Source organism: Pedococcus sp. P2_A3, assembly GCF_056405035.1.
This window is the reverse complement of the sequence record NZ_JBFUCW010000013.1, coordinates 69,617-95,699: the sequence shown is the minus strand read 5'-3', so window position 1 is coordinate 95,699 and position 26,083 is coordinate 69,617. Positions and strand designations below refer to the sequence as shown.

Below are 26,083 nucleotides of genomic sequence, written 5' to 3'. Positions count from 1 at the left end.
GGGCGTGGGTCGGCGAAAGTCGGCCAATTGGCCGGGAGTATGGCGCCCAGGAGGGCGTGGGTCGGCGAAAGTCGGCCATTTGGCCGGGAGTATGCCGCGTGGCCGCGTCAGGTGCGGGCCGAGCCCAGGCCCAGGACGACGGCGATGCCGAGCGCGCTGCGTGGGTCGTACGCCGTGCGCCACAGTCCTCCGTGGACCGCACCGGCAGCCTCCTCGCGCCACGGGGTGGTGGGCGGGTGGGGTGCAGTGCGCAGGTCGTGCACGAGGAGTGCTGCCATCAGGGTGTTGCTCGTGGCCGGCTCGAAGACCTCGATCCCGAACCGGTGGGCGCCGGCGTACGCGCTGGCCAGCGCGCGGTTCTTGACCACCGAGCGCGTGCGAGTGGGTGGGGCGACGTTGAGCGACACGGTGCGGCCGTCCCGGCGCGCGACCGTCGCCCGCCACCGCTGCAGCCGCTTGGCCAGGGCGTAGTTGGGGCCCTGCTGGGGCACGAGGCTGTCGTTGAGGCCCGGGTCGGTGCCGGGGGCGTAGTTGCGCCGCAACAGCCGTCCGCCGCTCACCGTGCGCAGTGCAGGGCGCACCAACCGCATCGGCGTCGAGGGCTCCCGGTAGCTGCGGGTCGACTGCTCGACGGCCTCGCCCGGCACCGCGAAGACGTCGGTCGGCGTAGCCAGGAACGCGAGGGCCACGTCCGGGCGACGCGTCATCAGCTCGACGCTCAGGGCGTCGACGGCGGTGGAGACGCGCACGTTCGTGGCACCGTCGGCATACACGTAGTTGCCCAGGACGAGCGGGCCCTCCACCTCGGTGAGCCAGTCGGCGACGGCCGGCAGGCCGTGGAGCAGGTCCGCTCCCGCGTGCGCTGCGAGGTCGCTGGCCGACCACGGTGCGTCTGCGGCCACCGGCATGTGCAGCGTGCCCGAGCTCGCGGCGGCCACGTCGAGCACGCGCTTCCAGATGTCGGGTCGCGGCAGGTCCACCCCGACGACGTGTCCGCCCCACGAGAGGATCGAGCGCAGCGGCCCCATCTCCGCCCCCGCACCGAGCACGACCACCCGCTGGTCGCTGAGGTCGAGCCAGTCGGGGTTGGCCAGCACGGTGCGCACGGCCTCGGCGGCCGAGGGCTCGATGATCCCGCGCGTGGTCCAGTCGTCCAGCTGTCGGCGGAGGGCGTCGCCGCGGAGCCGCTCGCCGTGCAACGGCAGGCTCAGCTCCGTGGCCCGCTCGCCGGTGCCGCGGACCGTGGCGGTCCCGAGTGGTGTGCCACCGCCGACGGCGAAGGCCTCGTCCAGCGCGACCTCCCCGTCGTCGGTCGTGGCCCGCATCCGCTGGTGGAGGGAGTCGAGCCCGGCGCGGGCGACGTCGACGGCTGCCTCGCCGTCTCGCAGCAGGCCCGCCTCCACCATCCGCCTGAAGTGGGTCAGGTAGCCCTGCCGCCAGTTGGTCTCGCGCTCCGCCGCCTGGGCGCCGACCGGGTCGACCGGCCGGAGCGCGTCCGCGACGACGGCGCGCCCGAGCGCGGACGTGCTGCGCTGGCCGTCGACCTCGGGGAAGACCACTCCGTGCGGCCTCGAGCCGCCCTGCGGGGAACCGGTGCGCGCCATGCCGCGAGTATGCCGCGTGGCCGGTCACTCCTCAGAGCGGCCCAGGAGCAAGGCGCTGACCTGCAGGGTCAGGAAGTGCGAACGCAGGAGCTGTTCGGCCGCGTCGGTGTCCGCGATCGTGGCCGGGTAGGCGGCCAGGCCGACGGCACGGAGCCGGTCGTGGTGCTGCTCGAGGGTGGCGACCACGCCGGCGCCGGTCGTCGCACCGGTGCCGCGCTCAGCGGTGGCGACCACCCAGCCGCGCAGGTCGAGGAGCTCGCGGGGCAGCAGGCTGGGCGCAGCGAAGGGCGCAGCGAGCGGCCGGGTCACAGCAGGCGACGTCAGGACGGCCACCGGAGCGGCTCCCTCCGAGAAGTACAACGACTCGACCGGGTGCTCGGGCGCCAACCGCCGCGGGTGGACCAGGCTGAGCGGCTCGCCCACGAGTCCGTCGCGCGACAGGGCCAGCCGGCAGACGACCAGGGCGTCGTCGAGGTCGGCCGGGGTCAGCGCCTCGAGCCGCCGGACCGCCGCGGCGGCGAAGGGCGTGTAGCCGAGCCGCAGCGTCACCGTCTCGCCGGCGGCGTCGCGCAGCGGCCAGGTGAGCCGCTGGGTGACCGGGTCGAAGCGCGCCGGGTCGACGCCAGAGGGCTGCAGGACGACCCAGTCCCGGAGCGGGTCGGGGGTGGAGAGGAGGCCGGCTCGGGCCCTCAGCGGGCTCTCCAGCGACTGCCACTGCGTGACCACCGGGAGCGAGGCCACCAGGTCCGCCCCGTCGAGGGGTGTCACGAGCGCCTGGGTCGACTCCACCCCGGACAACCGCCCGGAGGCGCTGAGCTGCGCACTGGTCAGCGCCAACCTGGCGCCGCCGGCCGCGGCCGGCGACACGAGCCCCTGCCAGGGGCCCGACGCCGTGTGCCGCGAGCGGGGGTCCCACCCGCGAACGCTCTCTGGTCGTGCGTCGGTGAGCGAGACGAACCGCTGCTCCTGCGGCCACCAGAACACCGTCGTCAAACCGTGGTAACCCGACCCGCTGCGCCACGGGAGCGACCCGAGGCCCACCAGCTCGAGCCGTCGCACGACGTCGTAGCGGTTACGGGCAGCCCCGACGAGATGGGCGGGTGCCGCGCCCTGGCCAGCGGCCACCTCGAGGGCGTTCACCAGGGCGAAGGCGAGCGCGACGTCGTCGAGGAGTCGCTGTTCGTCGGCTTCGGCCGACCGGGCCAGGAGCAGCTCGACCTGGTTGGCGAGTCGGCGCAGGAGCAGGGCGAGCCGTGGGTAGGACGCTCCCTGGGCCCAGACCGCCACGGTCTCGAACCGTTCGTGCACGGCCGGTGAGAGGTGGGAGAGGCCGAGGCGGACGACATCGGTGAGGAGTCGGGAGGTGGTGGCGCGCAGGCGGGTCCGGCTGTCGCCCAGCGAGTCGTCGGTGGCGGCCCGGCCCGGCAGGGGTGTCGGGGCCTCGGGTTCGGCGCCGTGGGCCCGCTGGTAGAGGAGGACGACGGCCACCTGGTACTTCTCCACCGCCGGGAGCCGCGCATCCGGCACCAGGCTGCCGACCCCACCGCCCATGTAGCGGAACGCGACCCGCGGGCTGCTCAGAGTGACCAGGACCTGTTGGCCGGCGGTGATGCTCACGTCGTCGACCAGGTCTGCATCGGCGGCGAACTGGTGGGCCCACCGGTGACCGGCCTTGCCCGCGTGCGCCACGAGGTCCGCGGTGGTGAAAGCCATGAGCTCGGCGTGCAGGCCGTCTCCGCCGACGGGAGACGGTGCCGCCTCGCCCGTCGGAACGGCATCGCTGGCCCCGCCGAGCGGCCCTTCGGAGGGCGGTCTCGACGTGGTGCCCTGCGGGGTCTGCTCGGCGAGCCAGATGCCGGCAGCCACGAGGTGCTGGCAGGCGACGGCGCTGGGGCAGCTGCACCGGGCGTGCTGGGGTCCAGCGGCGTCGAACGTGACGGAGTGGGTGCCGAGCTGCACGACCACCGAGTCCCCGGTGTCGGTGAGGGTGGGGTCGCTGCCTTCGAGGTCCTTGCGCGCCCGTCGCACCAGCCCACGGTTGGCCAGGGCTGCCCAGGCGTCGTCGTCGTAGCGCGAGAGCTGTTCGAGCAGCGCGGTCAGCGCGGTCATGACGTCACCTCGACCAGCCAGGTGGCCAGCTGCGAGGGGGTGAGGGCAGCGACCTTCATGCCACAGTCCACGAGGCGCTGGGCCATGGCACGGTCGTAGAACGGGTTGGCCTCACCATCGAGGGCGGCCAGCCCGAGGAGGGTGACCCGGGCCTCGGCGAGACCACGCACGGCGCGGACGAGCTCGCCGGGTGGCGCTCCCTCGCAGAAGTCCGTGACGAGCACCAGCACCGTGCGCTCGGGGTGCTCCACCAGCTGGGAGCAGTAGCGCACGGCCTTGGCGATGTCGGTGCCCCCGCCGAGCTGCACCCGCATGAGCACCTCCACCGGGTCGTCCGCCTGGCTGGTGAGGTCGACGACGTTGGTGTCGAAGACGACCAGCCGCACCCGGAAGGCGGGCAGTCCCGTGAGGATGCCGGCCATGACGGCGCTGTGGATCACCGATCCGACCATGCTCCCGCTCTGGTCGACGCAGACGATGACGTCCCACGGGAGGCGTCTGGTGTTCCGCTCGAAGAACAGCAGCTCCTGCAGCACCAGCTGCTGGCGCTGCGCGTCGTAGTGCTTGAGGTTGCGGCGGATCGTGCCGACCGCATCGAAGTTCGCCCCGACCGCCAGGGGGGAGTGCCGATGCTGGTTTAGCCGCCCGGCCATCGCCCGCCGCAGGTCGAGCTCGAGCTTCGCCCGCAGCTCCTCCACGACCTGCCTGATGATCCGGCGGGCGATCTCGAGGACCTCGCCGTTGAGGTGGCCCTTGAGGGCCAGCAGGGTCTTGAGGAGGTGCTCGCTGGGTTCGAGCCGCTCGAGGGTCTGCGGGTCGGTCACCAGGTCGGTGAGGCCGTAGCGGTCGAGCGCGTGCTGCTCGAGCACCTCGGCGCTCTCCCGGGGGAAGAGGTCACGCACCTCGCCCAGCCAGGTCACCAGGGTGGGGTGGGAGTCGTCGAGCGACCCCGGCGCGAGCGCGTCACCGTCCGGCCGGACCCCTCGCCCCTCGTACTCGCGGCCGTAGAGGTAGTCGAGGGCCGCCTCCATCCGAGCGTCCTCGGACCCGGGCGTGGCCTGACCGAGGCGCTGACCGGCATACCGGCCGAGCACCAGCCGCCACCGCTCCACGCCGCTCACGCGCCACCCACCCAGGCCGACAGGCCGTCGCGCTCGAGCAGGCCCACCACGGCAGCCGACACGACGAGGTGGGTGCGCACGGTCTCGTCGTCGGTGTCGCGGATCAGGAGGCTGCCGAGGTCGCCGATTCCGTGGAGCCTGCCGACCAGGGTGGCGATGCGGTCCGTCTCGGACGGCGTCATGCCCGCGAACGCCAGGCGCAGCTCGGGCAGGTGCGCGATGAACGTGTCGGCGTCCCAGGCGGTCAGCTGCTCGTCGACCCGCTCGAGGAGGGGCAGCTCCTGCCACGCCGACTCCCGCGCCGTGACGAGCAGGCCGCGCAGGAACCCCACGGCGTCGGCGGGCGACGAGGTGCCCGCGAGGTGCCCGGCCACCGCCTGCGCCAGTCCCGCAGAGTCGAGCCGCCCCGCCGAGTAGCAGAGACCGGCGGCGGCGCCGCGCACCATCGCCCGGTCGTGCCCGTCGCGCAACCGCTCGACCATCTGCCAGTAGAGGTCGGCGTCGAGCGACTCCCCGGCGGCGCCCACCAGCAGCTCGCGCAGCGACACCAGTGCTTGCGCCGCGGCGCTCGGCTCGCACTGAGCGCCGGTGAGCTCGCGTCCCAGGTAGATGGCGCGTTCGTAGGTCGCGCGCAGCACGTCGGGAAGGCGAGTCAGGTGCTGCGCCTCCAGCGGCTCGCGCGACTCCGACAGCAGCGCCAGCTGCACGGTGGCCTCCACCAGCCCGTCGAAGGCGGCGTCGGTCGCGATCGCCTCGGCCACCAGCTGGAGGATGGCCGTGGCCTGCCCGTGCAGGCCCAGCACGCAGGCCTGGGCGAGGAGTCCCGTGGCTTGGCGGGCGTCGCGTCTGGCACCTGAATCCCGTTGCGCTGCAAGGTGTTCCTCGAACCGGGCGACCACTGCCTCGGGCAGGGTGGGACCGTAGGCGGACGCCTCGACCAACGACCCCTCGGTCGCAGGCGACCAGAGGTACTCCCACTTCTCCTGCAGCCGGTCCAGCCCCACCCCGGCAGCGAAGTCGGGGCCGGCGACGCGGTGGGCGAACGGCACGGCGAGCAGCGCGAGACCGTGGAGCATCCGACTGCTGGTGCGGTGCTCCGGTCGGCGGTAGATGTCGAGGGCCGTCACCCGGCGTTCGAGGCCGTTGAGGTCGAGCCGGGCCCGCCGCAGCCGCTCGAGGGTGTCGGCGACCAGTGGTGGTGTGCCGGCGCCCGGCGGCACGGTGCCCACCGCGGAGCCGGTGAGGACGTGGCGGGCAGCCGAGCGCACCAGGGCTCCCTCGACGTCGACCTCGCCCTTGACGAAGCAGCTCGTGACGGCGTCGAGCAGGTCGCTGCGCAGCGGCGCGGGCCGGTCGCGCAGCTCGGCGAGCCGGAGGGTCTGCTCGTACGCGGCGGCGACTGCCGGAGTGGGCACCGGCATGTGGTGGCGACGGCGCAGCTCGGCGGTGATGTCGAGCAGTGCGGTGAGGGCTGCCGTGGTGCGGGGCTGCGGTGTCCCCTCGGCCATGAGGTTCCACAGGTGCTGGTGCCAGGCCGGAGAGGTCATGCCCGAGGCGTAGCCGTTCAGCCGTTCGAGCCGCTCGAACGTGTAGCGGATGACCGCGGAGTCGACCGTCACCCCGGCCAGTGACACCGACGGCCGCCCAGGAGGGTCGGTGAGCAGCCCGGGGAGGGCGACCGCGTGGAACCCGCCGACCACGACGAGCACCGGTCCCGCCTCCACCTGCCGGGCGTCGACGGCCTCCTTGACGTGCCAGACCATCTCGGCCTCGCGCGCCGTGGTGCCGTCCGAGGCCAGCTCGGCCGCGGTGTGGTCGCGGCGCGCGAGCAGGCAGTATGCCGCGACGCGGGCGACGTGCTCGCGCCGCGACGTGGTCTCGGCGTCGGCCTCGAAGAGGTGCTCCCAGAGGTCCTCGTGGTCGCGGCAGCCGAGTCGCTCGGCTAGGGCTTGGAGGCGCTGGCTGTGGCGGTAGTGACCCTCCTCGAGCAGCGACTCCCCCGAGGGAGGTGGGTGGCTGGAGCGGTCGTCCTCGGGTGCCGCGGTGGCGCGGTCGGCGTCGAGCACGGCCTGCTCGGCGAACTCGAGGTCGATGAACCTCGTGGGGATGCCACGCGCCGCCGCCTCGCTGATGGCGACCTGCTCCGGGGAGTAGTCGCAGAACGGGTAGTAGGCGCTCCACCGCTGCGCCTGCGTCCCGGCCTTGCGGACGGCATACGTGTAGATCGCCAGCGGCAGGACGGCCTGGGGGTGGGCGAGGAGGGGGATGAGCGGGGTCATGCCCCGAGGACCCTCGATGAGCACTGCCGACGGTGACAGCTCTGCGATCGCCCGCCGCACCTGGAGGGCGCAGGCCGGGCTGTGGTGGCGCACGGGCATCACCACCAGCTCGTCCGTGACCAGGGACCGCGCGAGGGAGTCGACCTCGTCGCTCGTCACCAGCCCAGCGACGGACACCTCGTCGACACGGTCAGCAGCCACCGTCAGCGGTCGAGCTCACGGCGGGCGTCGAGGACCCGCTTCCACTGGCGGTCACGGCGGGCACGGTCCTTGACCACGACGTCGAAGTAGTGGCGCAGCTTCTTGCCGTCGTCGGGGTTGTCCTTGAGGACGGTGCCGATGAGCTGGCGAGCCACGTGCTCCCCGCCGACGTCGCCGTCGCCGAAGTAGTGCGCGTCGAGGGCCGAGGCGTAGCCCACCGCGACGGCCTCGGCGGAGGACATCACGGCGCTGGGCTTCTCGACCACGACACCCTCGGCGGTCACTCCGTCGCGCAGGTCGTGGAAGGCCGTCACGAGCAGGTCGACCACCTCGCCGTCGAGGCGGGTGCTCACCCCGGCCACCCCGAGCAGGGCATCGGTCTGCTCACGAACCAGCCGCGCCTCGAGCCTGCGGTCGGAGATCGGCTTCACCGTCTCGAAGTTGAACCGTCGCTTGAGCGCGCTCGACATCTCGTGGACGCCGCGGTCGCGCAGGTTCGCGGTGGCCAGCAGGTTGAAGCCGCGCTGGGCGAACACGGTGGCGTCATCGCCCTCGAGCTCGGGGACGTGCAGGACCTTGTCGGACATCAGGCCGATGAGGACGTCCTGGATCTCCGGCTGGACGCGGGTGACCTCCTCGAACCGGCAGATCCGTCCGCCGGCCATCGCCTCGTAGACGGGCCCCTTCACGAGGGCCCGCTGGGTGGGTCCCTCGGCGAGCAGCAGGGCGTAGTTCCAGGAGTAGGTGATCTGGTCGCTGGTGGTGCCGGACGCGCCCTGGACGGTGCACGTGGAGTCGCCGGTGATGGCGGCGGCGAGCAGCTCGGACAACATCGACTTGGCCGTGCCCGGCTCGCCCACGAGCAGCAGGCCACGGTTGCTCATGAGGGTCACGACACAGCGGTCGACCAGGGCGTCGTCGCCGTAGTACTTCTTCGTGACGCCGGCCTGGTCGTCACCGAGGATGAACGTCCGCACCGACCGTGGCGACAGCTGCCATCCCTCGGGCCGTGGGCCGCGGTCACGCTCCGCGAGCGCGGCGAGCTCACCGGCATACACCTGCTCGGCCGGGGCCCGCAGGATCGTGGGTGACGTGGTCACATGAGCACCTTCTTCTCCCAGTCGGGGTCGGGTCCGGAGCCCTCGCCGGCGAGCACCCTCATGTCGTTGTACGCCTCCGACAGCAGCACGGCCGGTACGTCGCCGAGCAGCATCGCAGACGTGTGCCCGTCCTCGGTGTGGCGCTGGAACCCCAGGGCGGTCAGGGCCACGGTGCGGTTCTCCTCGGGGAGACCGTTGCCGGAGAACTCGATGCGGGTGCTCATGCCGAGCGTCGGGAAGCGCTTCTCGTAGGAGTAGAACCAGCCGCCGTCCTCGGTGCTCCCGCGGGTGTAGCCGAGTCGGGTGGCCCGGCCGCGCAGCGTGAACGCCTCGACCAGGCAGCCGCGGAAGTCGGTGATCTCCGTGTCCCTGCGCCGGTCCTCGCCCAGCGCGAACGTGCCCTTGCCGAACTGCTGGAAGAGCGGGGAGACCTCGTAGTCGGCGAGGTGCTGCTGCCACGCCGCCACGACGTCGGCGGGCAGGTTGGTGTCGTGCGCCAGCCGCACGCGGTCGCCCGGCGCGAGGGTGACCTCCTCGTCGTCGAGGTCGGTCAGGGTGAAGTCGTCGAGGGGTCGGAAGAAGGTGCCCGTGCCTGCGCCGTCACTCGTGCGCTCGGTGCTCTCAGAGTCAGCGTCCGCCGTCGGGTCGGGCGTGACCACCCAGACAAGTCGCTGGACGAGCAGGTGCATCAGGGGGTGCCGGTTGAGGTAGCGGTCCCAGTCCTCGAACGGCCAGTCACGGTCGGTGCAGAGGGCCTCGTAGAGCCGTTCGCCCTGCAGCTTCACGACCGCCTTGACCTCCTTGCGTCCTGCGGCCAGCGCCTTCTTGGACTCCTTCGCGCGGTCCTCGTCGTCGGTCTTGCGGGGGGTCGGGAGCGAGGCGACCTTCTTCCCCTCGGGGTTGCGCAGCTCGAGGGTGAGGTCGGGCATGAGGGTCGCGGTGAAGACCCGCTCGCCGTAGGGAAGCTGCAGCACCCCCGTCGCGTCGAGGCCCGCCGTGGGGATGGTGCGGTCGGCCAGCTCGCTCAGCGTCCAGCCCTTGCGCTCGGCCATGACCTCCGCCTGCCGGGTGGCCTCGTCCTGGAACGACTTGGTGCGGAACCGCGACCCGACCGACAACATCAGCTGGGTGGCGCTCGGGTGGTCGACCCAGGCCAGCATCCCGATCAACGCCTTGCCCTGGGCGGCGCGCATGCCGTACCACTCCTGCAGGTACCGGGAGGCGGACGCGGCCGCGCCCTCCCCGGCGCAGGCTGCGGCGACGGCCAGCAGGCCCTTGGTGGTGGTGGCCGAGCCCCGTGGTTGGCGCAGCTGCGCCGGCAGGTAGTGCGCCGTGATCTGCTCCAGGGTCAGGCCGAGCAGCGGGTCGTCCTGGAAGTGGACGGGATTGCGCTGCATCCACTGGTGGGTCCACCCCGCCTGGGTGCGGGCGGCGGCCTCCGCGGTCTCGCGGTCGACCGGCTCGAGGTCCTTCGCGATCCACGTGTCGAGGACGAACTGGCCCAGGCGCACGCGGTCGGCGGCGGCGAACATCGCGCAGTAGCGACGCAGGATCGCGTTGGGCTCCGCGGACTTCGCCTTGACGGCCTGGGCGAACAGTGACTGCAGCGTGGTGAGGGACACCGGCTCGCCGGTGTCGGCCCACCGCACCTCCGGCAGGGCGGCCCACGGGAACCAGTCGAGGTCCTTGGGCAGCCCCTTGGCGACCCCCTTCTCGGCCTCGGCGGCGAGGGCGTCGCGGTCGAGGTAGTCCTCGACCGGCTTCCCGAGCGCCTCGAGCGCCTCGAGGATGGCGCCCTTGGCGACGTCCTGCTTCTCCTTGGCCAGGGCCTGCTCGAGGGCCGGGACGGCGGTGGCGATGCCTTCACGGCCGATCCAGCGGGCCGCCTCGACGCGGACCTCCGCCTTGCCGTCGGCCAGGGCGGTGGCCACGCGGCGGTCGCGCTCGGGCAAGCGGGCCAGCGCCTCCTGCGCCAGCCGGCGGTGCGCCTTGGGGCCGGTCAGGGCGACGGGGAAGATCCGCTCCACGAGCGACCGCGGCAGCGTGGACAGGGTGGCGATGGCGCGGTAGGGCGCCGCGTCGTCGACGTAGCTGTCGTTCTGGCGGCCGAGCGAGGCCGCAACCTCGTCGAGGTGGGCGGCCACGAACGGAGCCACTGCCTCCCGCGGCCAGTCCCGCCCGAGGACCTCGCCCCAGCTGGCGCAGTGGCGGCGCAGGACCGCCCGGGGCCCGTCGAGCCCCATGTCGTCGTAGAGGGCGGCCAGCTCGTTGAGCGTGGGTGTRCCGAGCGCGTCATGTCGGGCGTTGAAGCACCCAGCCGCTTGCCGGTCCATCGTCCCGTCGTGCTGGACGAGCATGCCGAAGTGGTGGAACAGGTGGGCCAGTGCGGCGAGCGTGACCTCGGGCTGTCGGGCCAGCTCCTGCATGTATGCCGCGCCCGTGTGCGAGAGGGGATGGATGCCGGTCGTGCTCGTGGCCCGGGGCGGCCGGCCCGCTGCCATGCGGCCCAGCAGGGCGTCGAGCTCGGCCTTCGCCAGGTGGGGTTCCGGCTTCATCCAGCCGGGGACGTTGCCGTGCCGGGCCTTGAAGGCCTCGGCCTGGCGAGCCAGCTGGGCGTTGGACTTGTCGATCCCCGCGTTGGTCTGCCGCAGGAACGTGTCGAACACGTCGTGGAGGCCGGGGGTGAGCTTGACGGTCCAGTCGATGACCGGGCGGGGCTCGGTGTCGGGCACGACCTCTGCGGCGTCGTCGGGGTCGGGGGCACCGGCCCACTCCTCGACGAGTGCCACGACGCTGGGGGCCCGGTCGGCGGCAGCGGTCTCCTCGGTCCAGGCGCGGTCGGCGTCGGTGGTCGCGAGGCTGCGCAGGAGGCGTAGGGCGTGCAGTCGTTGCTCGGGCCTTCCGTCGGTCGCCCGTTCGCGCAGCGGCCCGGTCATGGCGGGCCCGCCGCTGACGACCAGGGGAGTTGCCGCTTCCCGAGCCCGCGCGCTGGTCGACGTGGCGATGTCAGTGAGCTCCGCGGCGAACAGCTCACGGGTCCCGGCCGTCACCCCGGCCAGCAGCTCCACCGCGAACAACAGGGTGGCGGCCTTGGCCCGCGCGATCGCCTCCCGCACGTCGACGGCGTGGCGGTGCACCGCCTCGTCGTAGTCGGGCAGGACCGTCAGCAGGGTCCGGACCTCACCGAGGCCGGACTGGTACATCGCCGGGCTGGGGCCGAAGGCGCGCACCAGGATGGCCGACCGTGGGCTGCCGTCCGCTTCGAGCAGGTCCTCGATCGCAGCGTGCGTCAGGGCGCCACGCACCTGCCGGTCGGCCGCCACGCGGTTGGTGAGGGCCACCGCCCTCAGGAGGGCCTCGACCGTCCGCCGACCGTTGACCTCCTCGAGCTGCGCCTGCCACGCATGGGCCATGACGGCGGGTTCGAGCACCCGGGCCCAGCGCAGGAGCACCTCGGTGGGCACCCCCGGCAGGGCGGCATACAACCTGCCGTTGGCCGTCTCCGACGCGGGGCGTCCCCACCCGCTGCCCCCGAGCACGTGCGGGGCGTCGTCGCACGTGGCCACCTTGGCGAGGCAGCTGATCGGTTCACCCGTGAGGACGTAGGAACGGACCTCCCCGGGCAGGTCCTCGTGTCCGCGAGCCAGCCCCTTGAGCACCTCGTCGAGCGCGCTGCGCCAGGCCTTCGGCAGGACCCCCTCGTCCGACTCCTTCTTCCTGAACCACGCGGCCATCCGCGCCCCCTCCTCATCACAGACCGACAGCGCCGAGGCGCGCCCCGTGCGCGGACGGCACGAAGATAGTCGACCGAACCGCCTGAAGGGTCGTGTTCGCGAACAGCTCGGCCGAAGGTGCTGCCGCTCCCCGGCAGCCCCGGGTCCGGGCGCACGCACGCCCGCCCGCACGCCCGCACCGGTCAGTCGCGGGCCGCCTGCGCCATCCGCTCGGCGATCTGTCGCGCTGCCCCGCGCAGCTCCGGGCCGTTGACGATCCGGTAGGCCACCGGAAGGACGGCGAGCTGCTCGGCATACCAGGCGGGGGCGCTGGTGCTGCCCACGAGCCTGGTCGTGCCCCCGGTCCCTTCCTCGAGCCGACCGAGACCCCGGGGCAGCCACCGGGTCACCGTCTCGAGGGGGGCCTCCACCACCACCTCGGTGTCGTACTCCCAGCCGGCCGCCAGGTGGGTCTCGAGCTCGGCGACGGCGTCGAGGTCCTGCGGCGGCTCGAACCGCTCGTCGAGCGCCGCGACGGCGGTGACCCGGTCGATGCGGAAGGCGCGACGGGCGCTCGCGGCGTGGCTCCAGCAGAGCAGGTACCAACGGCCGTGCCGGATGACGACGGCCCACGGATCGACCTCCTGCGACCACTCACGTCCGGCTTCGGTGCGGTAGCCGAGGCGCACCCGCGCACGCTCGATGCTCGCCTGGACGAGGGCCGTCGTGGTCTGGGGGTTCGGCCGCGCGGCGGCGCGGTCGGGGGCCGGGGCGGCGGCGCGGCGCACGGCTTCGGCCTGCTCGGCCACGGGCTGGGGGAGGGCCCTGATGATCTTGCCCAGGGCACTGCCGGCGGGGTCGGCGGCGTCGGCCGCCTCGTGGTGGCCGTCGAGCACCGCCATGACGAGGGCGAGCGCCTCGGACGCCTCGAACATCAGCGGCGGGAGCCGGAGCCCGCGCCCGACGCGGTAGCCGCCGTAGGGTCCGCGCTCGGACTCCAGGGGTATGCCGGCCTCGCGGAGGATCGCGACGTAGCGCCGGGCTGCGCGTTGGGTGACCTCGAGACGCTCGGCGAGCCGACCCGCGCTGATGCCGGGGCTGCCCTGGATCAGCTCGAGCGCCAGCAGCGCCCGGGCGGTGGGACTGGTGTCGGTGCGCGACATGGCGACAGCGTAGGACGACAAGCGGAAGCCGAACGTCCGGAACAGGTCCTAGCGTGCAGGGATGGCACCGACAGAGACCATCACCGACACCCCGTGGGAACCTCCGCTGGCCGGCACCGAGGAAGAGGCGCTCCTCGGGGCGCTCGACCGGATGCGAGCCACCTTCCGTTACAAGGCCGATGACCTCGACTCCGCGGGGCTGGGCGCTCGGATCGGGTCCTCCACCCTGACCCTCGGCAGTCTGCTCAAGCACCTCGCCGTTGCCGAGGACCACAAGTTCAGCACCAAGCTGTCGGGCGCCCCGATGGACCCGGTGTGGGACGACAACGGGTGGGACGACAGCGACGACTGGGAGTTCGAGTCGGCGGCCGGGGACCAGCCCGAGACGCTGTACGCGCTCTACGACGGCGCGGTGGCCAGGGCCCGCGCCAGCCTGGCCGCGGCCCTGCGCCACGGCGGGCTGGACGGCCCGGTGCACGCGACCGACGGCGCGGGCCACCACGCCAATGTGCGCCGGCTCGTGCTCGACATGGTCGAGGAGTACGGCCGCCACACCGGGCACGCCGACTTGCTCCGTGAGGCGGTCGACGGCCGCGTCGGCGAGGACCCACCGCCGGGGTGGCAACCGGTGTCGGGGGCCTGGACCTGGCCGGCGCGATGACCGACCACGACGAGCACCCGGGTTTCGACGCGACGCACCGCGGCGCGAGGTTCCAGCGGTTCGACTTCACCGACGCCCTGTTCGACGACACCTACCTGGTCGGCGCGCGGTTCAAGAACGTGGCCTTGAAGGGCGCGCGGATCACCGGCTCGCAGGTCGTCGACGTCGACATCACCGGCGAGGTGGAGCGCCTGACCGTCAACGGCGTCGACGTCACCGACTTCGTCGAGGCCGAGCTCGACCGCCGCGAGCCCGACCGCGCCAAGATGCGGCCACGGACGCCGGCCGAGTTCCGCGAGGCCTGGGACATCCTCGAGCGGCGGTGGGCCGAGACCGTCGAACGCGCCCGGCGGCTGGACCCCTCGCTCCTGCACGAACGAGTCGACGGCGAGTGGTCGTTCATCGAGACGCAGCGTCACCTGGTCTTCGCGACCGATGCGTGGATCCGGCGCGCGCTCCTGGGCGACCCGTCTCCGTGGAGCCCGCTCGACCTGCCCCACGACGACATGGCCGACCTCCCCTCGGTGCCACGCGACCAGTCGGCACGTCCGTCGCTGGAGGAGGTGCTGGAGCTGCGTCGCGACCGGATGGCCACCATGCGCGAGGTGGTGGACGGGCTGACCGACGCCCAGGTCGAGAGCCGGACGACCCCCGTCGCCGAGCCGGGCTACCCCGAGTCGCGAGACTTCCTCGTCGCCGACGTGGTGGGGTGCATCGTCAACGAGGAGTGGTACCACCACCAGTACGCCATCCGCGACCTCGCCGTCCTCGAGAGTGCACGACACGCTGAACCACACCCCTGACGCCCAGCGTGTCGCGCACGCTCCACGTGCCAAGGCCACGCGAAAGGCCCGGAACCTGTGCGGTTCCGGGCCTTTCGACGGTATGCCGCGTGGGCGGCACACGAGCTAGCTCACCGTCACTCCACGCCGAGGCGGGCCTTGAGCCCGTCGAGCTCGACCCGGAGCTGGGTCGGGAGGGTGTCGCCGAACTTGGCGAACCACTCCTCGATCTGCGGGATCTCGGCCTTCCACTCGTCGGCGTCGACGGCGAGCGCCTGCTCGAGCTCGGCGTCGCTCATGTCCAGCCCGGACGTGTCGAGCGACTCCGGGGTCGGGACGTGGCCGATGGGGGTCTCGACCGCGGCGGCCTTGCCCTCGATGCGCTCGATCGCCCACTTGAGGACTCGGCTGTTCTCGCCGAAGCCCGGCCAGAGGAAGCCGCCGTCGTCACCGCGCCGGAACCAGTTGACGTAGAAGATCTTCGGGAGCTTGGAGGCGTCGGCGTCCTTGCCCAGGTTGATCCAGTGCTGGAAGTAGTCACCGGCGTTGTAGCCGATGAACGGCAGCATCGCCATCGGGTCGCGGCGGACCACACCGACGGCCCCGGTGGCCGCCGCGGTGGTCTCGGAGGAGAGCGTGGCGCCCATGAAGGTGCCGTGCACCCAGTCGCGCGACTCGGTCACCAGCGGGACGGTGGTCTTGCGGCGCCCGCCGAAGAAGATCGCCGAGATCGGCACGCCCTTGGGGTCGTAGTACTCCTCCGCGAGGATGTCGCACTGCTCGATGGGGGTGCAGTAGCGGCTGTTCGCGTGGCTCGAGAGCTCGTCGGAGTCGGGCGTCCAGTCCTCGCCCTTCCAGCTGGTGGCGTGGGCCGGCGTGTTCTCCAGGCCCTCCCACCAGATGTCCTGGTCGTCGGTGAGCGCGACGTTGGTGAAGACCGAGTTGCCCTTGTTGATGGTCTTCATCGCGTTGGGGTTGGTGTGCTCGTTGGTGCCGGGGGCGACGCCGAAGAAGCCGAACTCGGGGTTCACGGCATACAGGCGACCGTCCTCGCCGAAGCGCATCCAGGCGATGTCGTCRCCGAGGGTCTCGACCTTCCATCCCGGGATGGTCGGGGCGAGCATGGCGAGGTTGGTCTTGCCGCAGGCGCTCGGGAAGGCCGCGGCGATGTAGTAGACCTGCTGCTCCGGGGAGATCAGCTTGAGGATGAGCATGTGCTCGGCGAGCCAGCCCTCGTCGCGGGCCATCACCGAGGCGATGCGCAGCGAGTAGCACTTCTTGCCCAGGAGCGCGTTGCCGCCGTAGCCGGAGCCGTAGGACCAGATCATCCGCTCCTCGGGGAACTGGACGATGTACTTCTCGGTGTTGCAGGGCCACTTCACGTCGGCCTGGCCGGGCTCGAGCGGGGCGCCGACCGAGTGCAGGGCGGGGACGTACTTGGCGTTCTCGCCGAGCTCCTCGATGCGGCGCAGCACGGTGACGCCGCAGCGGGCCATCACCCGCATGGAGGCCACGACGTACTCGGAGTCGGTGATCTCGACACCGAACATCGGGTTCTCGGCCTCGACGTGACCCATGACGAACGGGATGACGTACATGGTGCGGCCCTTCATGCAGCCGGCGTAGAGGCCGCGCATGAGGTCCTTCATCTCGTTCGGGTCCATCCAGTTGTTGGTGGGCCCGGCGTCCTTCTCGTCCACGCTGCAGATGAAGGTGCGGTCCTCGACCCGGGCGACGTCGGTCGGGTCGGAGGCGGCGTAGAAGCTGTTCGGCTTCTTCTCCTCGTTGAGGCGCACGAACGTGCCGGCCTCGACGAGCTTGTCGGTCAGTCGGGTCCACTCGGCAGCGGAGCCGGTGACCCACTCGATGTGGTCGGGGGTGGTCATCGCGGCCACCTCGTCGACCCATGCCTGCAGACCGGCGTGCGTCGTGCCGCCTGCTCGCTGGTCGGTGTGCGTCGCCTCGGTCGTCATGTGATCGGCCGTCCCTTTCGTCCGGGTCGGTGCTCCCCCGGATCATGAGGTGATGCGTCCACGCCGACACCGGTCATCCGACCGGGTGTCCACATGGTGAACGCTCCTGATCTGGCCAAGGTACGCCCCCCTACGCGCCAGTAGATACCGCGCAAGGTCTAGATGGCTGGTGAAAAGCCTCACAACCGGGGAGTAGGAATCCGGGCCTTGCAACCTTCTTGCAGGCGTTGCAAGAAGACGGCGGATTCCGTTGCGTTTCTTGCCTTTCGGCTCGGTCGGCCGCTGGCCGCCGGACGCGCCTCGGCCCCCCTGACCGCGGCTTCGAGGCGCCCCAGCGAGAGGTATGCCGCCGGGCGGCCCGGGCGGGCCGGCATACCGATTTCGTCGGCGTGGGGTCGAGCCGGTAGTCTTTCCCGTCGTTGCTCTGGGCGATCCCACAAGGAATCTCAGGGCGACATTCGCGCCCGTAGCTCAACGGATAGAGCATCTGACTACGGATCAGAAGGTTAGGGGTTCGAATCCCTTCGGGCGCACTCTGCGTTGAGACAGACGATGGGGCCCCCGCTCGCGGAAACGCGACGGGGGCCTTACTCGTGCCCGGGCCGCATCGGCAGCCGCGACTGAGCGCCAACCCACTCCCAGCCTGACCCTGACAGTCGGTTGCTGCTCACTGACGTGACGGGTCCACATGTCCGGCGAGGCGTGCGGCTGGGGGGAGCAGGCTGGCCTCGGCAGCCGGCCAGTGCGCAGGGTCGGGCCCGAGCAGCACGAGCTGCTCGACCTGCTCGCGGCACCAGGAGGACACCGCCCGCCGCCCGCCCAGCACGTCGGTGGCGAACCTCGTCCACGGCACCCACTCAGCCCCCCCGACCTCCGCCGGGTCGAGGGCGAGCCCACGTGCCGGGAGTTGCCCGACGAACACGGGGCACCGTTCGTTCTCGACCACTGCGCCCATCGCCGCGACGTACGCGAACTCCGGCAGCACGAGGCGCAGCTCGGCGACGGTCACCCCCAACTCGTCCAGCGCCCGGCGCCGCGCCGCCGTGTCGAGCGCCTCGCCCGGCCCGGGGTGGCCGCAGACCGAGTTGGTCCACACCCCCGGGAAGGTCGCCTTCGTGGCCGCGCGCTGCGTGACGAGCAGGGCGCCGTCGGGGTCGAAGAGGTATGCCGAGAAGGCCAGGTGCAGGGGCGTCGCGCCGTGGTGGACGGTCACCTTGTCCTGGGTGCCCACCGCGTGGCCGTCGTGGTCGAGCAGGACGACGAGCTCGGTCATGCCGACCGCCCCAGCTCGTTGACCGCCGCCGAGAACACCCACGGGGCACGCGCCGCCAGGGGCACCAGGGCGCGACGGGTGAGCTTCGGCCGGGTGGCCTGGAGCAGTCCGTGGGTCAGCAGCGAGCACCGCCAGGTGGCCGCGAGCCACCCGCGCTCGTAGTCACCCGGCCGGCCGGCAGCCACCGCGGCGACCGCCGCCCGCGCCTGCGCCAGCCCGAGCGAGATGCCCTCGCCGGTCAGCGCGTCCACGTAGCCTCCGGCGTCGCCCACCAGCAGCACCCGGCCGGCCACGCGATGGCGGCTGCGTTGCCGCAACGGGCCGGCCCCCTGCACGGCCGAGGCCACCTCCGCGCCCGCCAGCCGCTCGGCCAGCGGCGGGAACTGCCCGAGCTGCTCCGCGAACGGCCGGCGTCGGCTGCTGAGGACCGCCACGCCGACGAGGTCGTCCGAGACGGGGGTGACGTAGGCCTCGGCGTCCGCGGCCCAGAGGACGTCGACGTGCCTCGACCACGGCGAGATCGCGAAGTGCTGACGCAGCCCGTACCGGCCGGGCCCTCCCGAGGGTCGGTCGAGGCCGAGGTGGCGACGGGTCCACGAGTGCAGACCGTCGGCAGCGACCACGTGGCTCGCTCGAAACCTCGGACCGACCTCGCCGCCAGGGTGTCGCGTGGTCACGTCGACGCCGGTGTCGTCCTGGCGCAGGTCGGTCGCCGACAGCGGGTGCACGGTCACGCCAGCGGCGGTGGCTGCCGCCGCCAGCCTGCCGTGCAGCTCGGTGCGCCGGACGCCCAGCCCGGGGCCGTGCGTGAAGTCGGCGACGGCGCTGCCGTGGCGCGACAGGTACCGGATGCCGTCGAAGGGGTGGCCGTCGGGGTGCACACCCAGGTCGGCCAGCGCGGCCAGACCTCCCGGCATCAGGCCCTCGCCGCACGCCTTGTCGAGCGGTCCGCGCCGGGGTTCGAGCACCTCGACCGTGAGGCCACGCCGCGCGGCATACAGGGCTGTCCCGAGGCCCACCGGGCCGCCGCCGATGACGAGGAGGTCGACGCTCACGCGGCACCGGCTCGGAGCCCGAGGGCCTGCTCCTCCACGCGGATCCGGACGGACAGCAGGACGAGGTTCAGGATGGTGAAGGCCACCGCCGTCACCCAGGCGGTGTGGACCAACGGCAGGGCGAGGCCTTCGAGGACGACGGCCACGTAGTTGGGGTGGCGCAGGAGGCGGTAGGGGCCGCCCGCCACCAACGACGCCCCGGGCACCACGATCACGCGCGTGTTCCAGTGCGGTCCCAGGGTCGAGATGCACCACCAGCGCAGGCCTTGCGCGAGCACGACGAGGACGAGCATCGGCCACCCCAGCAACGGGAGGAAGGGCCGATCGGCCGCGACGACCTCGACCAGCGCCCCGACGAGCAGCGCCGTGTGCAGCAGCACCATGGCCGGGAAGTGGCCGCGGCCCGACTCCACCCCACCGCGGGCGAAGGCCCACGCGGCGTGACGCCTGGACACGACCATCTCGGCGAGGCGTTCGAGCCCCACCACGAAGAGGAGCGCGGTGAACAGTGCCTGGGACGTGGTCATCGCCCCTCAGCCCGCCGCTCGAAGAAGCACCATCTCGAGGCAGAACCCCGGACCCATGGCCATCAGGACCCCGTGCGACCCCGGGTGCGGCGGCCGCTCGCGCAGCGTGTCGGCCAGGACGTGCAGGACCGAGGCCGACGAGAGGTTGCCGATCCGGTCGAGGGAGTCCCAGGTCACGCCCAGCGCATCCCGTGGGAGCTCGAGGGCTTCGGCCATCGCCTCCAGCACCTTGGGGCCGCCGGGATGGGCGACCCAGAAGCCGATGTCGGCGCGGGTGAGCCCGTGTGTCGCGAGGAAGCCGTCGACGTCCTCGCCGAGGTTGGCCCGCACCAGCTCCGGCACCTCGACGCCCAGCACGATGCGCAGCCCGGTCGCGCCGACGTCCCAGCCCATCGCGCGCTCGCTGTCGGGGTACATCCGGCTCCGCGTCGCCAGCACGCGGAGGTCGTGGCCCGAGTCACCGAGCTCGGTGGCCCGTTCCGTGCCCACCATGACCACGGCTGCGGCGCCGTCGCCGAACAACCCGCTCGCGACGAGGTTGGCGGTCGAGGTGTCGTCGCGCTGGACCGTGAGGCTGCACAGCTCCGCCGACAGCAGGACCGCGACGTCGTCGGGGTGTCCGAGGAGGTGGTCGTGCACGCGGGCGACGCCCGCGGCGCCGGCCACGCACCCCAGACCCACGATCGGCACCCGCTTGACGTCCGGGCGCAGGCCGATGCGAGCGGCGATGCGGGCCTCGAGCGAGGGCACCGCGAGCCCGGTCACGGTCGTCGAGACGATCAGGTCGACGTCGGTGGGGGTCAGTCCTGCGGCCTTGAGGGCATCGACGACGGCCTCGGCGCCGAGGTCCACGGCGGCTGCGATGAACTCGTCGTTGGCCTCCCCGAAGTCGCGCAACGCGGCATACCGCTCCAACGGAAGGGCCAGGTGACGGTGACTCACGCCGGCGTTGGCGTGGATCCGCTCGAGCAGCAGCCGGTCGACGCCGTGCGCGCCCAGGACGCTCGCGAAGGCGGCAGTCACGTCGGCCTGGGCGTAGCGGTGCTCGGGCAGGACCCCGGCGACGGACACGATGCGGCTCACGAGGAGAGCGTAGGCACACGATCCGCGGTCGTGCCGAGTCGGGGCGTCCGGCGGACCCGCTCCGCCTAGGGTGAGACCGTGCCCAGCGAGCCGGTGTCCGCGTCGCGACCCGCGTCGACGACCTCTCCCACCGCGCTGGTGCGGGCGTGCCACCCAGGGCCGACGCTCGCGGTCACCGTGCTCACGGCACTGCTCGCCGTCGCGCTCGGCCACGCCGTCGGGTCAGGGGTGCTCGTCACCGCCGCGGTCTTCACCGGCCAGCTCACTATCGGGTGGTCGAACGACCTCATCGACGCGGCCCGCGACCGGGCGGTGGCCCGAGACGACAAGCCGCTGGCTCGCGGCGAGCTCACGGAAGGGTTGGTGCGCAAGGCGATCGGAGTCGCCGGGGCTTCCTGTGTCGTGTTGTCGCTCGCCTGCGGCTGGCGCTCGGCCGCGGTGCACCTCCTGCTCGGGGTCGGGAGCGGCTGGGCGTACAACCTCGGCCTCAAGCGCACCGCCTGGTCGGCGTTGCCGTATGCCGTGGCGTTCGGTGCGCTGCCCGCCGTCGTCTCCCTCGCTGCTCCCCTCCGCGCCTGGCCGCCCGTCTGGATGATCGTCACCGGAGCGGTTCTCGGGGTCGGCGCCCACCTGCTCAACGCGTTGCCCGACCTCGCGGATGACGACGCCACGGGAGTCCGTGGCCTGCCCCAGCGGCTGGGCGCCGGGCCGGTGCGGGTGCTCGCGCCCGGGGTGCTGCTCGTCGGGTCGGTGGTGGCGACCTTCGGGCCGGGTGGCGGTGTGCCGGCGGGGGCCTGGGTCGGCCTGGGCGCCTGCGCGGCGCTCGCGGTCGTGGCCGTGGTCGGTCGCGGAAAGGCGCCCTTCCTCGCGGCGATCGCGATCGCCCTGGTCGACGTCGCGGTGCTGGTCCTGCGCTGACTGCGAGGCGTGCAGGGTCAGCGCTTGCGGCGTGCCCCGAGCGCGACCACGATGCCGATCAGCGCCACGAACGGCCCGATCACGGCCCAGATCGCGACCCCGCTCATGCCGCTGCCCCCGACGATGTCGAGGCCCTGCAGCGTCCAGAGGACCCCGACGAGGACGAGCAGGATGCCGATGCCGAGCGCGAGGCGTGGGTTCACGTGGTGAGCCTATGCCGTCTTCGGGCGGCGCAGCTCAGGCGGCGCGGTCCGTCGCGAGGTGGGCGCGGAGGGCGACGTAGACCTTGCGGACGCCGATCGCGCGCTGCAGGTCGTCCTGGATGCGGGTGAAGAACTCGCGCCGGTAGTTCTGGTCGATCACGGCCTGCACGGTGAAGTAGAGCCCCGCGAACGCGGACAGGAAGATGGCGACCGAGAACAGCTCGTCACTGATCAGGTGGAACGGCCCGGTGTAGTGCGGAGGCGAGCCGACCCAGACCTCGATCACGCTGGGGCGGATGGCGATCGAGCCGAAGACGACGAAGAACCCGAAGACGATCATCACCAGCGACAGCATCTGGATCGCCTGCGCGATGAAAAGCATGAGCATGAGGTTGCGTCGTTGCAGCGGGGGGAGCCTGATGCCGGCGACCTCGGTGGCCAGGTGCGGCTCGGCCAGGATCTCGCGTGCCGCGGAGGCCACCGGGGTGCCGACGCAGGTGGCCGCGAGCTGCTCTCCCTCCACCTCCGCGCCGACGCGCTCGATCTCGCTGCGGAACGAGGGCGCCAGGAAGGYGACCGCGAGCAGGACGAAGATCCCGACGCACACCCACAGCAACGGCCGCGGCAGCGCCGCCGACACCTGCCAGACCTCGGTGTTGATGAACAGGAAGGTGATGAACAGCAGCAGGAACGGCAGCGCGCGTGTCGCGAGCGGGCCGATCAGCGACCGGTTCTCCCAAGCGTGCGCGAGAGCCCAGCGGCCGATCCGCCCCACCCGGAACACCCGGATCGCACGGCCGAGCGCGACGACCGCCGCGGTGAACAGTCCGGCCGCCACCGCCTCGCCGACGCCCGCGTCGAGGTTGAGCGCGACCACCGTGACGAGCACGGCGGGGATGGCGGCCAGCACGGCCCAGAGGCCCACGATGCGAGGCACGAGGGCCCGTTGGATCGCGTCGTGCCCGGACTCGACGAAGTAGGGCAGGCCATGGGAGTCGAACCAGGCCTCGCACTTGGCGACGTCGTTCGTGGTGAGCACGACGCCACCCTCTCAGGTGGTCCCCCCTGTTCGGCCACACCACGCTGCGGGCCGGCGCGGCCTGAGAATTCGGTCTCGCCGAGCCTTGACAACGGGGTTGGGCGGGACCATGGTTTGCGGTTAGTAATTCGCTTTACTAACCGGAGGATCACATGACAACGAAGTCTGTCCGAGTTGCCGTCGCCATCGCAGCCATGGTGGGCGTCGCGGCCACCGCAGCGTGCGGCGGCACGGCCACGAAAGACGCTGGCGGCTCGTCCGGCGGCAAGGCGGAGCTCACGGTCTGGCACTACTGGGACGGCAACAACGCGGACACCTTCGCGTCGATGGCCAAGACGTATGAGGGTGCCCACCCGAACACCACGATCAAGCTGGTGAACGTCCCCGGGGCAGACCTGCTGACCAAGCTCCAGGCAGCGGCCCAGTCGCGCACCCTGCCGGACGTGGTGATCGGCGACCTGGTCACCGTGCCCCGGATGGCCAAGACCGGCAGGGCCGTCGACCTCAAGGGACTGGTGCCCGCGGGCACCTGGTCGGACGTCTACCCCGAGATGCTCAAGTTCGGCAGCGAGAACGGCAAGCAGGTCTCCATCCCGGTGTCCTCGAACACGCTGGCCTGGATGTACAACAAGACCGACTTCACGAAGGCCGGCCTCGACCCCGCCAACCCGCCCAAGACGTGGGAGGAGGTGCAGGCCGCATCGGCGAAGATCCGCGCCAAGACCGGCAAGCCCGGCTTCGAGCTGTTCACGACGCCCGGCACCGACGGCGAGGGCGTGACCTGGAACTTCCAGGTGTCGCTCTGGCAGGCGGGGGGAGAGTTCCTCAACGCCGACAACAGCAAGGCAGCCTTCAACTCCGCCTCGGGCAAGAAGGCGCTGCAGTACTGGGTGGACTTGGTGAAGACCAAGGACAGCCCCCTCGCCCCGTGGGGAGAGTTCGAGAAGGGCAAGGCGTCTTCGGCCCAAGAGGGTTCGTGGATGGCAGGCATCTGGAAGCCCAAGCCCCCGTTCGACTTCGGCGTGGCCCAGATCCCGCACCCCGCGGACGGCCAGCCGGCGACGAACATGGGTGGCGAGCAGGCCGTCGTGTTCACTCCGGTCAAGGCGAAGCAGAAGGCGGCGGCTGACTTCCTGACCTGGTTCGTCGACCCGGCGCAGAACCTGTCGTGGAGCGAGAAGACCGGCTTCCTGCCGGTGCGCAAGTCCGTCGCGGACTCGGCGGCATACAAGGAGTTCGTCAGGACCACGCTTCCCGAGCTCCAGCCGTTCGTCGACGCACTCCCGACGGCCAAGGCTCGCCCGGCCACGCCCCTCTACCCGCAGGTGTCCCTGGCTTTCGCCAAGGAGGTCGAGCAGGCGCTGCACGGCAAGTCGGTCGACGCGGCCCTTGCTGACGCCGAGTCCGAGGTCAACACGATCCTCTCGGGCAAGTGACGGACCGCGTGGTGGGCACGTCGATGATGCGGTGTCGTCCCCCCGGAGACCCCGTCGGCCTGCCCACCACGCCCTCGTCGTCGGCGGCGCAGCCGGGGACCGGCCCAGACACGGCGAAGCGGAGGCGGGAGCCACAACTCCTTCGAAAGCGCACGCGGTACAACCGCGCTGAGGTGCTCACCGCAGCCCTGTGCCTGGCGCCTGCGCTGGCCGTCATCGGGCTGTTCGTGGTCTACCCACTCGTCTCGACCGGACTGCTGTCGCTGACGGATTGGGACGGGCTCACCCCCGACAAACCCTTCGTGGGGCTCGACAACTACGTGAAGCTGGCCGGGGATTCGTCCTTCCGCAACTCGATGATCGTCACCGCCCTCTACGGCCTGGGGGTGTGTGCCCTGAGTGTGCTGACGGGGATCGGCGGTGCCACGTTGCTCAACGGGGCGTTCCGTGGCCGGGCGATCTACCGGACTGCCTTCTTCCTCCCGGTGGTCACCTCGTCGATCGCGGCAGCTGCGGTGTGGCGCTACCTCTTCGACGTCTCCGGACCCGTCAACGCCGGCCTGTCGGCGGTTGGCCTCGGGTCGCCGAGCTGGCTGGGCGACCCGCACCTGGCCCTCGTCAGCCTCACACTCCTCACGGTCTGGAAGCAGTTGGGCCTCAACACCGTGCTCTACCTCACGGCGTTGCAGACCATCCCCGCCTCTGTCTACGAGGCCGCGGCGCTGGACGGGGCCACCCCATGGCAACGGATGCGGCACATCACCGTCCCCCTCCTCGCGCCGATGACCTTCTTCGTCGTCGTGCAGGCGTTGGTGACGACGTTCCAGAGCTTCGACCTCGTCTACCAGCTCACCGCCGGTGGGCCTCTGGGCGGGACCGAGGTCATGGGATTCCTCGTCTACCGGACGGCGTTCGTCACGGGCCAGTTCGGCTACGGCGCGACCGTCGCGTACGCCGGCTTCGCCCTCGTCTTCGCCCTGACCTGGATCCAGTGGCGCCTCGGCGGACGGGGTGAGGCATGAGCGCGCCGCTGAGGCTCGCCGGGCGGCACCTCGTGCTGCTGCTCATCAGCCTGGCAGTGGTGGCTCCCTTCGCCTGGATGCTGACGACCAGCCTCAAGACCGTCGACAAGGTCAACGTGGCGCCGTACTTCATCCCCGCACAGTTCGAGTGGGGCAACTACCCCCAGGCCCTCGCTGCTGCTCCGTTTGCCCACTACTACATCAACTCGGTTGTGATGGCCGCAGGCATCGTCGTCGGCCACCTGGTGCTCGACACCCTCGCGGCCTACGCCCTGGCACGCCTGCGGTTCCCCGGTCGCAACGTAGTCTTCCTCGGGCTGGTGGCCACCATGCTGGTCCCGACGTTCCTCACGATCCTGCCGGCATTCGACCTGGTCATCCGTTTCGGCTGGTTCAACAGCTACGCCGCCCTCATCGTGCCGCGGCTCGCCGACGTGTTCGGCATCGTCGTGCTGCGCAGCTACCTCATGTCGCTCCCGCGCGAGCTCGACGAGGCGGCGCGCCTCGACGGGGCCAACCGGATCCAGGTGCTCACCAAGGTGCTCCTGCCCCTGTGCAAGCCGGCCCTCGCCAGCGTCGCGGTCTTCAGCTTCCTCTTCGCGTGGAACGACTTCCTCTGGCCGCTCCTCGTCACGAGCGACGACCAGTACCGCACCATCCAGCTCGGGCTCGCCGCGTTCACCAGCAAGTACGGCCCCTACCCGCACTACCTGATGGCGGGCACGGTCATCGCGGCGGTCCCGGCCGTCATCATCTTCCTCTACCTGCAGCGAAGCCTGGTCCGCGGACTTGCCGCGACCGGAGTCAAGGAGTGAACCGCC

20 protein-coding genes and 1 tRNA gene are annotated in these 26,083 nt (G+C 71.9%); 7 read left to right on the top strand and 14 right to left on the bottom strand.

Features of this window, described 5'->3' with window-relative positions:
* Positions 1–107 precede the first annotated feature (107 nt).
* The 7 genes from AC1DX8_RS11995 to AC1DX8_RS11965 form a co-directional block, all read right to left on the bottom strand.
* Positions 108–1,604 carry a hypothetical protein gene (locus tag AC1DX8_RS11995; RefSeq protein WP_477630155.1) on the bottom strand — a complete coding sequence of 499 codons (1,497 nt, stop codon included), beginning with the start codon at positions 1,602–1,604 and terminating at the stop codon, positions 108–110.
* A 24-nt stretch (positions 1,605–1,628) separates the two neighbouring features.
* The gene (locus tag AC1DX8_RS11990) at positions 1,629–3,713 is read right to left on the bottom strand and encodes a hypothetical protein (RefSeq protein WP_477630154.1); all 2,085 of its coding nucleotides are present in this window, start codon (positions 3,711–3,713) and stop codon (positions 1,629–1,631) included.
* Complete coding sequence (locus AC1DX8_RS11985; protein ID WP_477630153.1) at positions 3,710–4,834, bottom strand: VWA domain-containing protein; 1,125 nt, start codon at positions 4,832–4,834, stop codon at positions 3,710–3,712. The genes AC1DX8_RS11990 and AC1DX8_RS11985 overlap by 4 nt, the downstream gene beginning before the upstream one ends.
* Positions 4,831–7,314 carry a DUF5682 family protein gene (locus AC1DX8_RS11980; RefSeq protein ID WP_477630152.1) on the bottom strand — a complete coding sequence of 828 codons (2,484 nt, stop codon included), beginning with the start codon at positions 7,312–7,314 and terminating at the stop codon, positions 4,831–4,833. The genes AC1DX8_RS11985 and AC1DX8_RS11980 overlap by 4 nt, the downstream gene beginning before the upstream one ends.
* 2 nt (positions 7,315–7,316) lie before the next feature.
* Complete coding sequence (locus tag AC1DX8_RS11975) at positions 7,317–8,414, bottom strand: ATP-binding protein (protein WP_477630151.1); 1,098 nt, start codon at positions 8,412–8,414, stop codon at positions 7,317–7,319.
* On the bottom strand, positions 8,411–12,148 hold the full coding sequence (locus AC1DX8_RS11970; protein WP_477630150.1) for a DUF4132 domain-containing protein: 3,738 nt from the start codon (positions 12,146–12,148) through the stop codon (positions 8,411–8,413). Before AC1DX8_RS11970 ends, AC1DX8_RS11975 begins: the two co-directional genes overlap by 4 nt.
* Positions 12,149–12,330: 182 nt before the next feature.
* Positions 12,331–13,290 (bottom strand): helix-turn-helix transcriptional regulator, encoded by a 960-nt coding sequence (locus AC1DX8_RS11965; protein WP_477630149.1) that lies wholly within the window; start codon positions 13,288–13,290, stop codon positions 12,331–12,333.
* Between the two features lie 61 nt (positions 13,291–13,351).
* Here AC1DX8_RS11965 and AC1DX8_RS11960 point away from each other — a divergent pair, with 61 nt between their 5' ends.
* Entirely contained in the window at positions 13,352–13,951 is a 600-nt protein-coding gene (locus AC1DX8_RS11960) for a mycothiol transferase (RefSeq protein WP_477630148.1), read from the top strand.
* Positions 13,909–14,754 (top strand): DinB family protein, encoded by an 846-nt coding sequence (locus AC1DX8_RS11955; RefSeq protein WP_477630147.1) that lies wholly within the window; start codon positions 13,909–13,911, stop codon positions 14,752–14,754. The genes AC1DX8_RS11960 and AC1DX8_RS11955 overlap by 43 nt, the downstream gene beginning before the upstream one ends.
* A gap of 116 nt (positions 14,755–14,870) precedes the next feature.
* On the opposite strand, the gene AC1DX8_RS11950 is transcribed toward AC1DX8_RS11955, so the two are convergent.
* Positions 14,871–16,706, bottom strand: coding sequence for a phosphoenolpyruvate carboxykinase (GTP) (locus AC1DX8_RS11950; RefSeq protein WP_477630146.1), 1,836 nt, complete (start codon positions 16,704–16,706; stop codon positions 14,871–14,873).
* Positions 16,707–17,166: 460 nt separating this feature from the next.
* On the opposite strand from AC1DX8_RS11950, the gene AC1DX8_RS11945 reads away from it, so the two are divergent.
* Positions 17,167–17,239 (top strand) — tRNA-Arg (locus AC1DX8_RS11945).
* Positions 17,240–17,373: 134 nt separating this feature from the next.
* Here AC1DX8_RS11945 and idi read toward each other — a convergent pair.
* From idi to AC1DX8_RS11925, 4 genes are read right to left on the bottom strand one after another with little or no spacing between them, the layout of a single operon-like run.
* A complete protein-coding gene (idi, locus tag AC1DX8_RS11940) occupies positions 17,374–17,979 on the bottom strand; it encodes an isopentenyl-diphosphate Delta-isomerase (protein WP_477630145.1) in 606 nt (201 codons plus the stop codon).
* Positions 17,976–19,034, bottom strand: a complete 1,059-nt coding sequence (locus AC1DX8_RS11935) for an NAD(P)/FAD-dependent oxidoreductase (protein WP_477630144.1) — start codon at positions 19,032–19,034, stop codon at positions 17,976–17,978. The genes idi and AC1DX8_RS11935 overlap by 4 nt, the downstream gene beginning before the upstream one ends.
* Positions 19,031–19,561: an isoprenylcysteine carboxyl methyltransferase family protein gene (locus AC1DX8_RS11930; protein ID WP_477630143.1), complete on the bottom strand. Its 531-nt coding sequence runs from the start codon at positions 19,559–19,561 to the stop codon at positions 19,031–19,033. Before AC1DX8_RS11930 ends, AC1DX8_RS11935 begins: the two co-directional genes overlap by 4 nt.
* A 6-nt stretch (positions 19,562–19,567) precedes the next feature.
* The gene (locus tag AC1DX8_RS11925) at positions 19,568–20,644 is read right to left on the bottom strand and encodes a type III polyketide synthase (protein ID WP_477630142.1); all 1,077 of its coding nucleotides are present in this window, start codon (positions 20,642–20,644) and stop codon (positions 19,568–19,570) included.
* Between the two features lie 78 nt (positions 20,645–20,722).
* On the opposite strand from AC1DX8_RS11925, the gene AC1DX8_RS11920 reads away from it, so the two are divergent.
* Positions 20,723–21,562, top strand: coding sequence for a UbiA family prenyltransferase (locus tag AC1DX8_RS11920; RefSeq protein WP_477630141.1), 840 nt, complete (start codon positions 20,723–20,725; stop codon positions 21,560–21,562).
* Between the two features lie 17 nt (positions 21,563–21,579).
* On the opposite strand, the gene AC1DX8_RS11915 is transcribed toward AC1DX8_RS11920, so the two are convergent.
* Both AC1DX8_RS11915 and AC1DX8_RS11910 read right to left on the bottom strand, forming a co-directional pair.
* Positions 21,580–21,765 (bottom strand): hypothetical protein, encoded by a 186-nt coding sequence (locus tag AC1DX8_RS11915; RefSeq protein ID WP_477630140.1) that lies wholly within the window; start codon positions 21,763–21,765, stop codon positions 21,580–21,582.
* A gap of 34 nt (positions 21,766–21,799) precedes the next feature.
* A complete protein-coding gene (locus AC1DX8_RS11910; RefSeq protein ID WP_477630139.1) occupies positions 21,800–22,804 on the bottom strand; it encodes a hypothetical protein in 1,005 nt (334 codons plus the stop codon).
* Between the two features lie 152 nt (positions 22,805–22,956).
* On the opposite strand from AC1DX8_RS11910, the gene AC1DX8_RS11905 reads away from it, so the two are divergent.
* The 3 genes from AC1DX8_RS11905 to AC1DX8_RS11895 all read left to right on the top strand — a co-directional run bounded on the left by AC1DX8_RS11905 (position 22,957) and on the right by AC1DX8_RS11895 (position 26,077).
* Positions 22,957–24,240, top strand: coding sequence for an ABC transporter substrate-binding protein (locus AC1DX8_RS11905; RefSeq protein ID WP_477630138.1), 1,284 nt, complete (start codon positions 22,957–22,959; stop codon positions 24,238–24,240).
* Positions 24,241–24,413: 173 nt separating this feature from the next.
* Positions 24,414–25,262 carry a carbohydrate ABC transporter permease gene (locus AC1DX8_RS11900; protein ID WP_477630137.1) on the top strand — a complete coding sequence of 283 codons (849 nt, stop codon included), beginning with the start codon at positions 24,414–24,416 and terminating at the stop codon, positions 25,260–25,262.
* Positions 25,259–26,077: a carbohydrate ABC transporter permease gene (locus AC1DX8_RS11895; protein WP_477630136.1), complete on the top strand. Its 819-nt coding sequence runs from the start codon at positions 25,259–25,261 to the stop codon at positions 26,075–26,077. The genes AC1DX8_RS11900 and AC1DX8_RS11895 overlap by 4 nt, the downstream gene beginning before the upstream one ends.
* Positions 26,078–26,083 lie beyond the last annotated feature (6 nt).

Bases quoted from the DNA above. Each gene is read 5' to 3' on its own strand.
- AC1DX8_RS11995 (WP_477630155.1), bottom strand. From the start codon at position 1,604: ATGGCGCGCACCGGTTCCCCGCAGGGCGGCTCGAGGCCGCACGGAGTG.
- AC1DX8_RS11990 (WP_477630154.1), bottom strand. From the start codon at position 3,713: ATGACCGCGCTGACCGCGCTGCTCGAACAGCTCTCGCGCTACGACGAC.
- AC1DX8_RS11965 (WP_477630149.1), bottom strand. From the start codon at position 13,290: ATGTCGCGCACCGACACCAGTCCCACCGCCCGGGCGCTGCTGGCGCTC.
- AC1DX8_RS11960 (WP_477630148.1), top strand. From the start codon at position 13,352: ATGGCACCGACAGAGACCATCACCGACACCCCGTGGGAACCTCCGCTG.
- idi (WP_477630145.1), bottom strand. From the start codon at position 17,979: ATGACCGAGCTCGTCGTCCTGCTCGACCACGACGGCCACGCGGTGGGC.
- AC1DX8_RS11930 (WP_477630143.1), bottom strand. From the start codon at position 19,561: ATGACCACGTCCCAGGCACTGTTCACCGCGCTCCTCTTCGTGGTGGGG.
- AC1DX8_RS11905 (WP_477630138.1), top strand. From the start codon at position 22,957: ATGACAACGAAGTCTGTCCGAGTTGCCGTCGCCATCGCAGCCATGGTG.
- AC1DX8_RS11895 (WP_477630136.1), top strand. From the start codon at position 25,259: ATGAGCGCGCCGCTGAGGCTCGCCGGGCGGCACCTCGTGCTGCTGCTC.